The following is a 13,845-nucleotide window of genomic DNA, read 5'->3' as shown; positions in this document are numbered from 1 at the left end:
GAAAAGAGGGACCCATGTCTGAGTATCGCCTTAAGGCGATGCGAGTTTGGGTCCCGGCCGCTCTTTTCGTGAAATCCCGAGGGGGWTGTCGCCCYATCCGGCGCGCCTTTTTTGCCTACCTTTTTTGGCAAGACAAAAAAGTAGGTCGCCGCCCCGCAGGGGTGGTGAAACTGCAGTTGCTTTTGACTTTGACGTTAAGCACCCGAAGCGAAAAACCATCACCTCAACGACATCCCCGAAGCCAAAATCACCAAAGCATACCTAGGCAAATCCCGAGCCAACGTAGCATCCAGCGCCTGCGCCGAAGACCCCACCACAACATACCCCGCATCCTCCAGCTGGCTGCGCGTGGCCGGCACATCAAGCACGGCCGCCACATCGCGGCTAATGCGATCCACCACATCAGCCGGCGTAGCCGCAGGCGCAAGCAAGCCCTGCCAGCTTTCCACCGCGAAACCGGCGGCACCTGCCTCCGCCATGGTCGGCACCTGTGGCAGCGCCTTCGAGCGGTAAGGCGTGGTCACCGCCAACGCAGTCAGCCGGCCGGAGCGCACGTAATCGGTCACCGCCGCGAGCGTGATGAGCGTTGCGTCGATATGCCCGCCAAGCAAGTCGACCGTGGCGGGCGCGCCCCCGGCGTAGGGAATGTAGTTGACCTTGATGCCGGTCTGGCGCGATAGCATTTCATGGGCCACGTGGGCAATGCCGCCATTGCCCGGCAGGCCAAGCGTGATCCCGCCCGGCTTCCTGCGTGCCAGCGCGATGTAGTCCTGCAGGTTGCGCACGCCAAGATCCGGCCTGGCGACCAGGATCTGCGGATTCACCACCGCCTTGCTGACACCGCGAAACGCGCGGCTCGCATCGTACGGCAGCGTCTTGAACAGCGAGGCGTTCAGCGTCACGCCTTCGCCACCCAGCAGCAAGGTGTAGCCGTCCGGCCTGGCCCGCGCCACCTGCGCGGCACCCAGGGTGCCGCTGGCGCCCACCACGTTTTCCACCACCACGGGCTGGCCCCATTTCTCGCTGAGCTTGAGCGCCAGCGTACGCGCGAGCTTGTCGGCGCTGCCGCCGGGCGCCACCGGCACCACGATGCGCACGGGACGCGCGGGGAAGGCTTGCGGGGCCTGCGTGGCATCGCTGTGCAAAGGCACGCCAGCGGGTACGCCAGCGATGGCGGCCGCAGCGGCGGCGACGGGCAGGCAGAGGAGGGCGCGGAACAGGGTGCGACGTTGCATGACGGTGTTGCCGGAGGCGAATCGAGCGCAAAGCTTAGAAAGCGTGGCGCTCGCGGCCAACGAATCTTTCCGCGCATGGATATGCGCCCGCGCTGTGCTGCCGCGGGCAACGGAATGCGCATAACGATTGGCTCTTTTATTCGTTCCGTGCCCGTCGGCGCTTGCGTACAGTTTGTCGGCTGCATTGCACCAACGACTTAGCCAACAAGAACTCGAACACACCATGACCCGCACTCTTTCGCTGCGCTCCCCGCGTCCTCTTGTCTTCGCTGCCGCCTTGCTGGCCGGCACCTTCTTTGCCGGCGCCGCGCAGGCCGACGCCACGCTCGACAAGATCCGCCAGCGCGGCAAGATCGTGGTCGGCATCATGCTGTCCGGCAGCGCCTTCGGCTCGATCGATCCCGCCACGCAAAAGCCCGTCGGCTTCAACGCGGACCTCGCGCAGGACCTGGCCAGGCAGCTCAATGTGGAGCTGGAAACGGTGCAGGTGCAGCCGTCCAATCGGGTGCAGTTCCTGCAGCAGGGCAAGGTCGACGTGCTGATCGCCGCGATGGAATACAACGCCGAGCGCGGTGAGCAACTGGGCCACGTGCCTACGCCTTACTATCGTGTGGGCGGCGCGGTGATCGTGCCCAAGCAAAGCGATATCCGCCGCTGGGAAGACTTGAAGGGCAAGACGGTGTGCATCTCGCAGGGCAGCAGCTATACGCGCCCGGTGCAGGTGGAATACGGCGCCATCCCGAAGGGCTTCAAAGGCTCGGCGGAATCGCTGCTGGCGCTGCGCGGTGACAACTGCGCCGGCGCCGTGCACGACAACACGCTGCTGCAGCCGCTGGTGCGGGGCAACCCGGAATGGCAGAACTACCGCATCGTGCTGCCTGAGCTCAATCCCGCGCCGACCGTGATCTGGACCCGCAAGGGCGAGCAGGACACTATTTCTGCGGTGGACCGCATCGTGCAGAACTGGCATCGCAGCGGCTGGCTGGTTGCCGCCGAGAAGAAGGCCGGCATCCTGCCGCCGTCGCCGGCGCTGACCGAGCTGCATGACAAGTTCAAGGGCGGCCGTTCCTGATGGACGCAGCGATTGCCTGGTGGATCGATGCGGCGCACCGCATMGGCCTGAACTACGCGTTCCTCGCCGATGCGTATGACCGCGCCTCCTTCGTGCATGGCGCTTGGGTAACCATCCAGCTGGTGCTTTGCACCCTTGCCGGCAGCCTGGCCGCCGGAGTGGGAATGGCGGCGGCGCTGACTTCGCGCAACGCGCTGCTGGCCGGTGCCACGCGCGCGTTTGTGGAAGTCACCCGCAACACGCCAACCCTGGTGCAGCTCTACTGCGCCTTCCTGGTTCTCAACATGCTGATCACCCATGCCTTGCAGGACGCGCAGCGGACMAATCCACTCACGCCATTCTTGTGGGTGGTGGTGGTGCTGTCGCTGCACAAGGGCGTGTTTCATGCCGAAGCCTTGCGCGCCGGCATCGAGGCGGTGCCCAAGGTCACGCTGGAGGCGGCGGCGTCGCTCGGCTTTGATCGCCGCACTTTGCTCTGGCGCGTGCAGTTGCCGCTGGCGGTGCGCTTTGCCCTGCCTGCCCTGGTCAACAATTCCGTGGAGCTGGTCAAGGCCACGGCGGTGGCGTCCGCGATTGCGGTGGGCGATATCACCTACGCCTCCATCATGATCTGGACCCAGCGCGACAACGTGCTGGAACTGATGGTGCTGTTGCTGTTGTTCTTCGGCCTGCTGACCTGGGTGGTCAGCCAGGCGGGCAACTGGCTGGAACTTCGACTAAGGATGCCCGGCTATGGCGAGCGCTGATTCCACTTATCTCGCCGCGTCCGCAACGTCGCGCGCCGGTCGTTATGCCGGTCTGCTGTGGCTCCTGCCGCTGGTGGCGGTGGCGCTGGCGGCGACCCGCCATCCGGACCTGGCCCGCGCGCTGGCCAGCGCCTGGCAATGGTCGCCGGCGCTGGTGCGCGGCTTCCTGGTCAATATCGGCGTGAGCCTGCTGGCGATCTTGCTGGGCACGGCCGKCGGGCTGCTGGTTGGCGCGTTGCGCCTGTCGCCGGTGGCGCTTCTGTCACGCCCGGCGCATCTGTACGTGCAGGTGTTCCGCAATGCGCCCTGGCTGGTGCTGATCTATTTTTCCACCTACGTCTTCCCGTTCGAGGTGAATATCGGCAGTCATATCGTGCCGTTCCCCGACTGGTTCAAGGTGGTGGTGGGGCTGGCGCTGCCGGCCAGCGCCAATGTGGCCGAGGTGCTGCGCGGCGCGGTGCAGTCGATCCCGCTCACGCAGTGGGAGGCGGCCAGCTCGATGGCGTTCTCGCGCTGGCAGATCCTGCGGCTGATCATCGTTGCGCAATGCGTGCGCCGCATGCTGCCGCCGTGGATGAACCTGTACGCCACGCTCACCATGGGCACCGCGCTGGCCTCGCTGGTGGGCGTGCACGATCTGCTCGATACCGCGCAGATCGCCAGCAATACCGTCAACCAGACCGCCTTCACCGTGCTGATTTATTTCACCGTGCTGGCGATGTTCTTTGCCTGGTGCTACCCGATTTCGCGCTTCACCCGTTTCCTGGAACAAAAATATGCTGTTGCCTGAACATAACGGCGGGCCCGTGTTGTCCGCGGTCCCCGTGGCTGCCGCGCCGCTGGTTGCGCTCAAGGACGTGCACCTTGCCTTTGGCGGCAACCCGGTGCTCAAGGGCATCGACCTGGAAGTGCGGCGCGGGCAGGCGGTGTCCATCATCGGTCCGTCCGGCTCGGGCAAGTCCACCATCCTGCGTTGCCTTACCGGCCTGCTGGAGCCGCAGCAGGGCACGGTGACGGTCGGCGGCGTTGCAGTGCGCGAACTGCGCAGCGAGGCCGAGCGCATTGCGCTGCGCAAGCGTGTGGGCTTTGTCTTCCAGCAGTACAACCTGTTTCCGCACCTGACCGTGCTGCAGAACCTCACCATCGCGCCATTGCGCGTGCTGGGACGCGGCCGCGCCCAGGCGGAGGCCACCGCCATCGCGTTGCTGCGCAAAGTGCGCCTGGCCGACAAGGCGGGCGCGTATCCGGGCGAACTCTCCGGCGGCCAGCAGCAGAGGGTCGCGATCGCTCGCGCGCTGGCGATGGAGCCGGAGCTGATCCTGTTCGACGAGGTGACCTCGGCGCTGGACCCGGAGACGGTGGGCGAGGTGCTGACCGTGATCGGCGACCTGGTCGAGGAGGGGCTGACCTGCCTGCTGGTGACGCACGAGATGCGCTTTGCGCAAGAGATCAGCGACGAGGTTTACTTCACCGAAGGCGGGCGCATTGTCGAGCATGGCCCGGCCAGCCGCATTTTCAGCGCGCCGCGCAGCGAGCGCACGCGCGCCTTTCTCAACCGCTCGCTCGGCACAGCCCCGCGCGCGCAGGCCGATCCCTTCGTTTTCTCTTTCGACAAGCTGCGCTTCGCCGTCTGAGCGCGGCACAAGCCAAACTCCCTATCGAGCAACCATGAGCCATCATCGCGATACCCAACTGATCCACGCCGGCACGCCGCCCTTTGTCCAGGGCCACGGCCCGGTCAATGTGCCGGTGGTGCGCACCAGCACCGTGCGCTTCGAGAACTCCGACGCCTATGACGATATCCGGGCGCGCCATGCGCGCGGCGAGCGTGTCAGCTCCTATGGCCGGCAGGGCATGGATACGCACCGCGCGCTGGAAGACGCGATTGCCGGGCTCGAAGGCGGCAATCGCACCTTCCTGGCGCCCTCGGGGCTGGCGGCGATCTCGCTGACCTTCCTRGCGCTGCTGTCGCCGGGTGACCATGCGCTGGTGGTGGACAGCGTCTATGCGCCGGTACGCAGGCTGGAGCAAACGCTGCTGCGCCGCCTGGGCATCGAGGTCAGCTATTTCTCGCCCAGCGAGGACGATGTGCAAGCGCTGATCCGCCCCAACACGCGGCTGCTCTACCTGGAGTCGCCCAGTTCTCTGTTGTACGAGGTGCTGGACCTGCCACGCCTTGCGCAGATCGCGCACCGCCATGGCGTGGTGGTGGCCACCGACAATACGTGGGCTTCCGGCCATGTGCTGCAGCCGCTGGCGCTCGGCGTGGACATATCGATCCTGGCATCGACCAAGTACATCAGCGGCCATTCCGACCTGATGCAGGGCGCGGTGGTGGTCAAGGACGCGGGGCTGGCGCGCCGCATTGCCGATGCCTACGATGGCTTCGGCCTGGCCATCAGCGCGGACGATGCCTACCTGGCGCTGCGCGGCATCCGCACGCTGGCCGTGCGGCTGGCCCAGCACCAGCGCAATGCCTTGGCGGTGGCACAGTTCCTGGAAGCGCATGAGGCGGTAGGGCGGGTGTTCTATCCGGCCTTGCCCTCGGACCCCGGCCACGCGCTGTGGCTGCGGGATTTCTCTGGCGCCAACGGGCTGGTCTCGTTCTCGCTGCCCACCGCCGATGAGGCGGCGGCGCGCAAGCTGGTGGATTCGCTGAGCCTGTTCGGGCTGGGGGCTTCGTGGGGCGGCTATGAAAGCCTGGTGCAGGTGGCAGCGCCGGAGCGCCTGGCGCAACACTCGTACTGGCGTGGCACCGAGCCGGTGATCCGCCTGCATATCGGCCTGGAAGCACCGGAGGATCTGATCGCCGACCTGGCGCAGGGACTGGCAGCGACGGTGCCGGCATCTGCGCCGCAACGGCGTGCGGCCGCCTGAGGCGGTGCGATTGACGGCCGTTCGCGAGAGGGCAAGGCCGCTAAAAAAAGAAGCGGGACGGGAATTTGCCCGCTTCGCAAAAAAGCCAGTGTCATCGTTGCGCTGGCTTTCAGTACCCGCTGGCGTGGCGACACCGGCCGCGGGCAGCGCCGCGGCCGTCACGCCTCAGATTGCCCAGCCGCCGCCGTAGAACACGGCCAGCGCCATCGCGATGGCCACGGTGCCCACGTTCAGCTTGCGGTATTCACCGGCCACGATGCGGCCGATCACCAGGGTGCAGAAGCCCAGCATGATGCCCGTGACGATATTGCAGGTCAGCACGATAAAGACCGCGCAGACCAGGCCGGCCATGGCGTCGACCATATCGTCCATATGCAGCTTGCTGACGCTGCTGAGCATCAACAGGCCCACATACATCAGGGCAGGCGCCGTCGCGTACGAAGGCACCAGCCCGGCCAGCGGCGAGAAGAAGATCACTGCCAGGAAGAGCAGGCCGACTACCACCGCGGCCAGGCCGGTCTTTGCGCCGGCGGCCACGCCAACGCTCGATTCGATGTAGGCCGCAGCGGGCGCGCCACCGAAGAAGGCCGAGAAGATCGAGCTGAGCGAGTCCGTGGTCAGGGCACGCCCGCCGTTGGGGATCTGTCCCTTCGCATCGAGCTGGCCGGCCTGGCCCGCGACGGCGCGGATGGTGCCGGTGGCGTCGAACACGGCCGTCATCACCAGTGCCAGCACGCTAGGCAGCACCGTCAGCGACAGCGCACCCTTGATGTCCATCGCACCGATCAGCGAGGCATGGCCCGGCGCGCTCAGCGCGGGCAGCGCGAACACGCCCGTGAACTTGACGGCGGGATCGAAGGCCAGGCCCAGCGCGGAGATGGCGATGATCACCAGCAAGATGCCGCCCGGCACCCGGCGCCGTTCCAGCCCGAAGATGGCGGCCAGGCCGAGGATCGACATGACGACCGGGAAGGCGGTGATCTTGCCCAGTGTGACCGGCAGGCCGGCGCCGGGGTTCTTGATCACCAGGCCCACGTCGTTGGAGGCGATCAGCAGCAGGAACAAGCCAATGCCGATGCCCGTGCCGTGCGCCACGCCGGCCGGCAGGTTGCGCAGGATCCAGGAGCGCACGCCGGTCACGGAAATGGCGGTGAAGACCACGCCCATCAGGAAGATCGCGCCAAGTGCAACGGCTGGGGAGAGCCCCTGCCCAAGCACCAGCCCGAAGGCGGTGAAAGCGGTCAGCGAGATCGCGCAGCCGATGGCGATGGGCAGCTTGGCCCACACGCCCATCAACAAGGAGCCGAACGCCGCGGTCAGGCAGGTTGCGACGAACACGGCACTGCCATCGAAGCCGGCCTTGCCGAGCATGCCCGGCACGACGAACACGGAGTAGACCATGGCCATGAAGGTGGTGGCGCCGGCCAATGCCTCGCGGCGCCCGGTGCTGCCGCGCTGGCTGATCTGGAAGTAACGGTCGAGGAAGCCCTTGGCTTCGATGGATGCGATGGCGTCGATGGCCTTGGCCTCGATCGCRTCGGTGCCGGGAGCGGTGGCACGGCCGGGGAACGGCTGTTCAAGCATGGCGGAGTGTCTCCTTTGTGGTGCGCTGGGGCGGCGGCTACGTCGCTCATACCCAGGCTGTCTCGCTTTTTCGTTGTCGTTGCCGAGGCCGTCATGCGGGCCGCTGCGCACAAGATTTGTGTCGCGTTCGGCACTGCATGCGGCCCGGTACGCCGCTGTCGGCCGCTTGCTCGCCACTMCGTGCYGGCGCTGCCGGTCCGACATGGCGCAAGACTAAGGGAGGGGCAGCATTCGTTCATAACGGCCGGAACATGGCTGACATTGGGAAATGAATATGAGTGGCGCTTGCGCCGGCGGCCGGCGGGGCGTTCGGAAAAGCGCGGATTGTGGCTGGACGCGGGCAGGAAGGCAACTACCAAAGCGGCGATTGCGCGAATGCCGCCCAAATTGTCAGGACTGCCGGGACATTGGGTAAGGGGGATGGCGGCGGGCGCGGCAACTAGACGGTTTCGTCTCTTCGCCCCTACACTGCATGGCCACTCCGGCACATTGCCCGCTTCCACCTAGCCAAGCCATGCACGCCATGCAAGTAACCTTCCGTTGCGACCCGCTGCTGCAGGACAGCCTCCCGCGCCCGCAGCCTGCCCAGCAGGCGCTGCCGGACTGGGTGCGGGCGATGCGTCCCAAGGCGTTCTCGCCCCTGCACGGCCGCGACATCCGCACCATCAAGCAATGCCCGCCGTTCATCGATGCCATGACCCACKGCTTTGTGATTCTGCTGCCATGCGACGTGCGCGYGGCGCGGGGCGTGTTCTCCTGGGATTGGGACTTGCCCGAGCCGGGCATCGACGGCCATCCGCGCGCGCCGCTGAGCTTTCACGTGCCGGAGCAACTGGGCGGCACGCCACTGTACTCGGACGCCGTCGCCCTGAAATTCAACAGCTTCTGGACCATCGAGCTGCCGCCCGGGTGGTCGCTGCTGGCGATGCATCCGGCCAACCGCTGGGATCTGCCGTTCCGCACGCTGAGCGGCCTGGTCGATGCGGACCGCTTCCATGACGTGGGCATCAATTTCCCGGCGCTATGGACCGACACGGGGTTCGACGGTGTCCTGCCCAAAGGCACGCCGGTCGCGCAGTGCTGCCCGGTGCCGCGCGCGGAGCTTGAACTGTCCTTCGGCACGATCGACGCAGAGGGCGCCGGGCGCTACGAGAAGCTGGCGGCGGAGGTACTGACCACGCCCGGCGTGTACCGCAAGCGCTTTCGCGCGCCGCGCGAGCGGGGCGGTCAGTCCTGAGTGCTGCCCGGGTTGCCTGAGCCGCCGAGGCTGGTTAGCAAGGCACGCAAGGCGCCGAGGTTTGCCCATAGCCGGCCCTGCGGTCCCGAGCACAGCGCCTGCGCGATGCGGCCGAAGGTCTCCGGCGCAACGCGGTAGGCGTGCGCATAGGCGGCCAGGGCCGCATCCGGCTGGCCGTCTTCCTGCAGCACGATGCCAAGGTTGACCGCCGCCGGCGCGGCGTCCGGCTGGCAGGCCAGGGCGCTGCGCAAGGCAGCCTGCGCACCGCGCAGGTCACGCCGGTCTTGCCGCACCAGCCCAAGCTGGATCCAGCCGTCGTAGTCCTGTGGATGCGCGCCGACGAGGGCTTCCAGCGTGGCTTGCGCGGCGCACAGGTCGCCGAGCGCCTGCTGCGCGATGGCCAGGTTCAGGCGCGCCTCCCGGCTGCGCGGCTCCAGCGCCACGGCACTGGCAAAGGCGCCAGCGGCCTCGGACTTGCGCCCGAGCGCATGCAGCACCTTGCCCCGCTGGAAATGCGCGCGCGCGATCTTGCCGTCCAGCGCCAGGGCGCGGTCCAGCGCCGCCAGCGCGGCTTGCAGCTCGCCGCCTTTGCGCATCGCTTCCGCCAGTTCGATCCACGCCGGCGCAAAACCCGGCGCCCGCTGGATCAGCAGGCCCAGTTCCGCCACGGCATCAGCCGTCCCGCTCTGCAACCGGGCGAGGCAGGCGAGATAGCTCGGCTCCAGGGCATTGCCACTGAGCGCGCAGGCGCGCAGCAGGGGCGGCAGCGCCTCTGTCGGCGCGCCATCGGCCAGCGCCGCCCGGCCGGCGATCAATAGCGAGGGCAGGTGATCCGGCCGCAGCGAGAGTCCCTGCGCGATATGGCGCCGCGCCAGCGTGGCCTCGCCACGCTGCAAGGCAATCTGCGCGCTCAGCTGGCACACGGCGGGATGCGCCGGGTAGCGGCCGATGAGCGCGGCCGCATAGCCGGCAGCTGCATCGATCTTGCCCTGGTTAAGAAACGTGATGGCCGCCGTCAGCCCGGCCTCCAGCTCAATGGCCAACTCAACTGCCAGCGCGGCTTCGGGCGCGCTCGGGTCCGTACTCGGCTTGGTCATGGCAAGCGGCGTGGTTGCGGTGGCGCAAGCTTAACCGGTCTTGCCGGCACGCGGCGTGCTTACGCCTGGCTCACTCGCCGCTATCCAACGTCATCCAGCGCCAGTCAATGTCGGCACGCAGGTCAAACGCCATCGATATTTCTTAAAAAATGGGCAGAAAATTCTTAAAAAATAGGAAATCAAGTCTTAAAGAATGAGAAATCAACTCAAGTTCGGACTTGTCCGATAGACACCCCTTGAATTAGTGCGCTAGCCTGTTTCGCGAAACGGCACTGGCATACGTGCCCGTGCCGATCAACGAGAAACCAGACTTCACCGCCGCCATGCGAACCCTCAACGATGTTCTGCAGCATCCGAGTGCCAGGCTGACCCAGCATCTCGGTCTCGCGATCGCTACGCTCGCCTCACCGCTGGATGTTCTGGAATTCCGTATCGAGGAAGGGTTCAACGAAACCTACGTGGCCGACATTACCGTCACGTCGATCGACAAGACGATCGACGGCGCAGCCTGCGTGGGGCGCCGGTCGACCTTCACGATCGACGAGCGCGCCGCGATCCCATCGTTGCCGGACCTGGTCGACCCGGTCATCAATCCCGCCCGCACGGTCAATGGCGTGGTGACGCAATGGGAGCGTGTCAGCACTAGCCGTGACGAGGCAACCTACAGGCTGCGCATCGAGCCACGTGTTGCGCTGTTCAGGCAGGTGTACGACTCGGGAATCTTCCTGGGCAAGACGCTGAAGGAAATGATCGCCGAGTCGATCATCGACCGCCATCTGATCGAGTCGTTCGACGTCGAGTTCAAGCTGGAAGGCGTCGAAGAGCGCTTCGAGCAGGCGCTCATGTACGAGGAGACCGTCTGGAACTTTGTGGCGCGCCATTGCCGKCGCGCCGGCATCTTCTTCTACTTCAAGCAGGGCCGCAAGGCAGACGGGCCACAGCGCGACACGATCGTGTTCGGCAACTCGCCGCGCGGCTACGTGCGCGCGCTTGAGGTGCCGCTGATGCCGGTCTCGGGCCTCTCGGGCAACTGGCATGAGGCGGTGCTGTCGATCAGCGCGGTCCGCAAACTGGTGCCGGCCATGGTTGAGTTGCGGGAGCACAACTACCGTACGCCAGTCGATCCGCTGAAGGCCAAGTCGTACGTCGCACGCGACGACCCCTCCGTGTACGGCAGCGTGAACCGCAGCACCGAGCACCATCACACGGCAGAGGTCGGGCAGATGCTGGCCGACGCCAGACGCGACGAACTGATCGCCCGGCAGACCACGTTCAAGGGCACAAGCAACGTGATCGGCATGATGCCTGGCATGGTGGTGCGCCTGACCAACCACAAGATGCCCGAGGCCGAATACGGCGTCGTGATCACCAAGCTCGTCACGACCGGCAGTCGCAGCCAGCCGGTCATCAACGCGTTCGAGGCGACGCCTTCGCATCTGACGTATCGTCCCGAGTACATCCCCGAGCGGGACTGGCGCTGGATCTGCGGCACGCTGACCGCCACCATCGAGTCAGGCGACGACGGCCCCTACGCGTGGCTGGACGAAGCCGGCCGCTACCGGGTATTGCCCCATTTCCAGCGCCGCACGGGCAAGCGGGGCGTGAACACCATGCCCCTGCGTCTGCTGCGCCCCAGTGCCTCATACCAAGGGGGTTTCCATTCGCCGTTGCTGCCCGGCACGGAGGTCCGGCTCGAAGGCACCAACGGGGACGTGGACCGCATGTATATCGCCGGGGCGTTGCATGACTATGCGCACCCGGACATTGTGCATGGCAACGCTGGCTGGCACAGCCGCGCGATATGGCGCTCGCCGCTCCAAGGCGCAAAGATCCGCTTCGAGGATCTGAAGGGCCACGAAGGCGCAAAGATCGCGACGGTCCACATGAAGTCGTCGTTCAGCCTTGGCTATCTGGTCGACAGCCAGAAACAGAAGCGCGGCGAGGGCTTCGAGATCAGCACGCAGGGCTGGGGCACCGTGCACGGGGCGAGGGGCCTGATGCTGTCAGCCGACGGCTTGTCGAGTCCGAATGCCCCGCAGCTTGAGATGCAGGCGGCGCTCCAGGAGCTTCAGTCGGCCCTGAGCCGCGTGACCGCGCTGGTGGATGCCACCACGCAGGCGAAGGCCGTGCCCGCCGACAAGGCGACCCAGGCAAGCCTGAAAGACGCGCTGGACCAGCTCAAGAGCGCCGGGCTGATCGCCAGCGCACCGGGCGGCATCGCGCTGGTGACGCCACAGTCGATCCAGCAGGCCGCCAGCGCGAACGTGATGGTGAGCGCCGGCAGGCACGTTGACGTGAGCGCGGTAAAGCGCTTCACGCTGGCCGCCGGCGACCTGATCTCGCTGTGCGCGCACAAGCTCGGGCTGAAGATCTTCGCGGCGAAGGGCAAGGTCGAGATTCAGGCACAGAGCGACGCGATGGACCTGTTTGCCGACAAGCAACTGCGGGTGGCAAGCGCCAGCCAGGACGTGCTGGTGAGCGGGAAAACGAAGGCGGCCATGGCCAGCGGCGGTGCCGCGCTCACGATCGAGAACGGCAACGTGGTGTTCCACTGCCCGGGCGAATTCCGGATCAAGGCGGCTTCCTTTACCTTCGAGGGGCCGGCGAATGTTGAAAACGCGCTGCCCCATTTGCCGCAAGGCGAATTGACGGTTTCGAACACCTACAACATGTCGCGCTAAGACAATGATCATCAGCCCTCCCTTTCTGCCCGTTGCCGGCACCGCGTCAAACGCCCCCGAACTGACCGACCCGATGATGAGCGTGGTGGATACCTTCGAACTCGCTCACGGTGTCTATCCGATCGCCTTCGACCGCCGCTGGCACACTGGCGTGCATCTATACCCCGCTACCCGGAACGAGAAAGTACGGGCGATTGCCGATGGCGAAGTCGTGGCATATCGGGTGTGTCAGCACGCCACCGATGGTGGAGATGGCGTGCTCGATAGCAACGCGGGTTTCGTCCTGCTCAAGCATACGACGGAGACGGGCGACGGCCGCACGCTGACGTTTTATTCGCTATACATGCATTTGCTGGAATTGAGCGCATACAGCAGCGTTGGCGTGAACGCGAGCGTGTTGCCGGAATTCCTGCGCATGCCATCGCCCGGCGGGAGCCAGACTCCGCCCGTGGCGCCGCCGGCGCAAGCGGGGGGTGGCAAAAAGGTATACCGGAAAGACGTGCTCGGGTTGCCGGGGCGTTGTCACGAGCAGTGGCATATCCACTTCGAGATCTTCATGCTGCCCGATGACTTCAATCGTTACTTCGCCGCGACGCAACTCGGGAACAGGCAACCCCAAACGCCCACGGGACAGGACTACTGGGGGCATAGCCACTACATTGTGCCGGCGAACCAACCGTTCTGGACGCAGCCGCCGGGAACGGTCAACGGCAAATTGCAGGGCGTTGCCTTCGCCGCGTTGCAAGGCGGTCAAAACGAGCAACCTTTGCACATCGAATCGTATTTTCACCGGGGTAACAAGTACACGAGCGCGTGGAGCGTCGCCGAAGACGGTTCGCGAACCCAGCTCCTGAAGGACAAGAAAGAGTCTGAGTACGAATACAACCTCTACAACCGGGCAATGAAACTCTATCCGGCGTGCCCGAGCGATGGGTATGAATTGCTGCGCTTTGGCCGCATCCTGTCAGCTTCGCCCACGCTCCCGGCCGGCATGGCAAGAACAACGTGGATACGGGCAGCGTTCGCTGTGGGTAAAGAGGGCTATATCGATCTCAACAACGACGCGATCGTGAAGCTGTCGGATGCGGATTTTCCGTTCCTCGCGAACTGGCAGAAGATCGACGAAGGCAGTAGCCCGTTTGCAGGTGACGGGCTGTGCGACATTGATCGATTGCAAGCCATTCTAGGCGCGGCGAAGGAGAGTCAGACGCAGCAGGAGCAAGGCGAGCAGGAAGCGTATAAAAAAGAAGATGCGCTAGCCCGGTACGTCAGGAATACGGCAGGCGTGCGTGATCTGCTCAAAGGGTTTGTGTGTG

11 protein-coding genes are annotated in these 13,845 nt (G+C 65.6%); 8 read left to right on the top strand and 3 right to left on the bottom strand.

What is annotated here, in order from left to right; genetic code table 11:
- Positions 1 to 218 precede the first annotated feature (218 nt).
- The gene (locus AC1DS3_RS24790) at positions 219 to 1,235 is read right to left on the bottom strand and encodes a tripartite tricarboxylate transporter substrate binding protein (RefSeq protein ID WP_477109403.1); all 1,017 of its coding nucleotides are present in this window, start codon (positions 1,233 to 1,235) and stop codon (positions 219 to 221) included.
- A 223-nt stretch (positions 1,236 to 1,458) separates the two neighbouring features.
- On the opposite strand from AC1DS3_RS24790, the gene AC1DS3_RS24785 reads away from it, so the two are divergent.
- From AC1DS3_RS24785 to metC, 5 genes are read left to right on the top strand one after another with little or no spacing between them, the layout of a single operon-like run.
- Positions 1,459 to 2,307: a transporter substrate-binding domain-containing protein gene (locus tag AC1DS3_RS24785; protein WP_477109404.1), complete on the top strand. Its 849-nt coding sequence runs from the start codon at positions 1,459 to 1,461 to the stop codon at positions 2,305 to 2,307.
- Positions 2,307 to 3,053 carry an amino acid ABC transporter permease gene (locus AC1DS3_RS24780; RefSeq protein WP_441638718.1) on the top strand — a complete coding sequence of 249 codons (747 nt, stop codon included), beginning with the start codon at positions 2,307 to 2,309 and terminating at the stop codon, positions 3,051 to 3,053. Before AC1DS3_RS24785 ends, AC1DS3_RS24780 begins: the two co-directional genes overlap by 1 nt.
- Positions 3,040 to 3,843 carry an amino acid ABC transporter permease gene (locus AC1DS3_RS24775; RefSeq protein ID WP_477128154.1) on the top strand — a complete coding sequence of 268 codons (804 nt, stop codon included), beginning with the start codon at positions 3,040 to 3,042 and terminating at the stop codon, positions 3,841 to 3,843. Before AC1DS3_RS24780 ends, AC1DS3_RS24775 begins: the two co-directional genes overlap by 14 nt.
- Positions 3,830 to 4,687, top strand: a complete 858-nt coding sequence (locus tag AC1DS3_RS24770) for an amino acid ABC transporter ATP-binding protein (RefSeq protein WP_441638722.1) — start codon at positions 3,830 to 3,832, stop codon at positions 4,685 to 4,687. The genes AC1DS3_RS24775 and AC1DS3_RS24770 overlap by 14 nt, the downstream gene beginning before the upstream one ends.
- A gap of 34 nt (positions 4,688 to 4,721) precedes the next feature.
- Positions 4,722 to 5,930, top strand: a complete 1,209-nt coding sequence (metC, locus tag AC1DS3_RS24765) for a cystathionine beta-lyase (protein ID WP_441638724.1) — start codon at positions 4,722 to 4,724, stop codon at positions 5,928 to 5,930.
- A gap of 165 nt (positions 5,931 to 6,095) precedes the next feature.
- Here metC and AC1DS3_RS24760 read toward each other — a convergent pair whose 3' ends face one another.
- Positions 6,096 to 7,514: an NCS2 family permease gene (locus tag AC1DS3_RS24760; RefSeq protein ID WP_441638726.1), complete on the bottom strand. Its 1,419-nt coding sequence runs from the start codon at positions 7,512 to 7,514 to the stop codon at positions 6,096 to 6,098.
- A 523-nt stretch (positions 7,515 to 8,037) separates the two neighbouring features.
- Here AC1DS3_RS24760 and AC1DS3_RS24755 point away from each other — a divergent pair.
- Positions 8,038 to 8,751 carry a hypothetical protein gene (locus AC1DS3_RS24755; RefSeq protein WP_477128153.1) on the top strand — a complete coding sequence of 238 codons (714 nt, stop codon included), beginning with the start codon at positions 8,038 to 8,040 and terminating at the stop codon, positions 8,749 to 8,751.
- On the opposite strand, the gene AC1DS3_RS24750 is transcribed toward AC1DS3_RS24755, so the two are convergent.
- Complete coding sequence (locus tag AC1DS3_RS24750; RefSeq protein ID WP_477128152.1) at positions 8,742 to 9,848, bottom strand: tetratricopeptide repeat protein; 1,107 nt, start codon at positions 9,846 to 9,848, stop codon at positions 8,742 to 8,744. The genes AC1DS3_RS24755 and AC1DS3_RS24750 overlap by 10 nt on opposite strands.
- 287 nt (positions 9,849 to 10,135) lie before the next feature.
- On the opposite strand from AC1DS3_RS24750, the gene AC1DS3_RS24745 reads away from it, so the two are divergent.
- Together AC1DS3_RS24745 and AC1DS3_RS24740 are read left to right on the top strand one after the other, a co-directional pair.
- Positions 10,136 to 12,529, top strand: a complete 2,394-nt coding sequence (locus AC1DS3_RS24745) for a type VI secretion system Vgr family protein (RefSeq protein WP_441638732.1) — start codon at positions 10,136 to 10,138, stop codon at positions 12,527 to 12,529.
- A gap of 4 nt (positions 12,530 to 12,533) precedes the next feature.
- Positions 12,534 to 13,845, top strand: a 1,312-nt coding sequence (locus tag AC1DS3_RS24740) for a M23 family metallopeptidase (RefSeq protein ID WP_477128151.1), incomplete at its 3' end; no start/stop codon positions are given.

It is taken from the genome of Cupriavidus sp. 01L46 (genome assembly GCF_056399905.1).
Note: the sequence above shows the minus strand (reverse complement) of the source record. Positions and strands in the feature narration are given on the sequence as shown.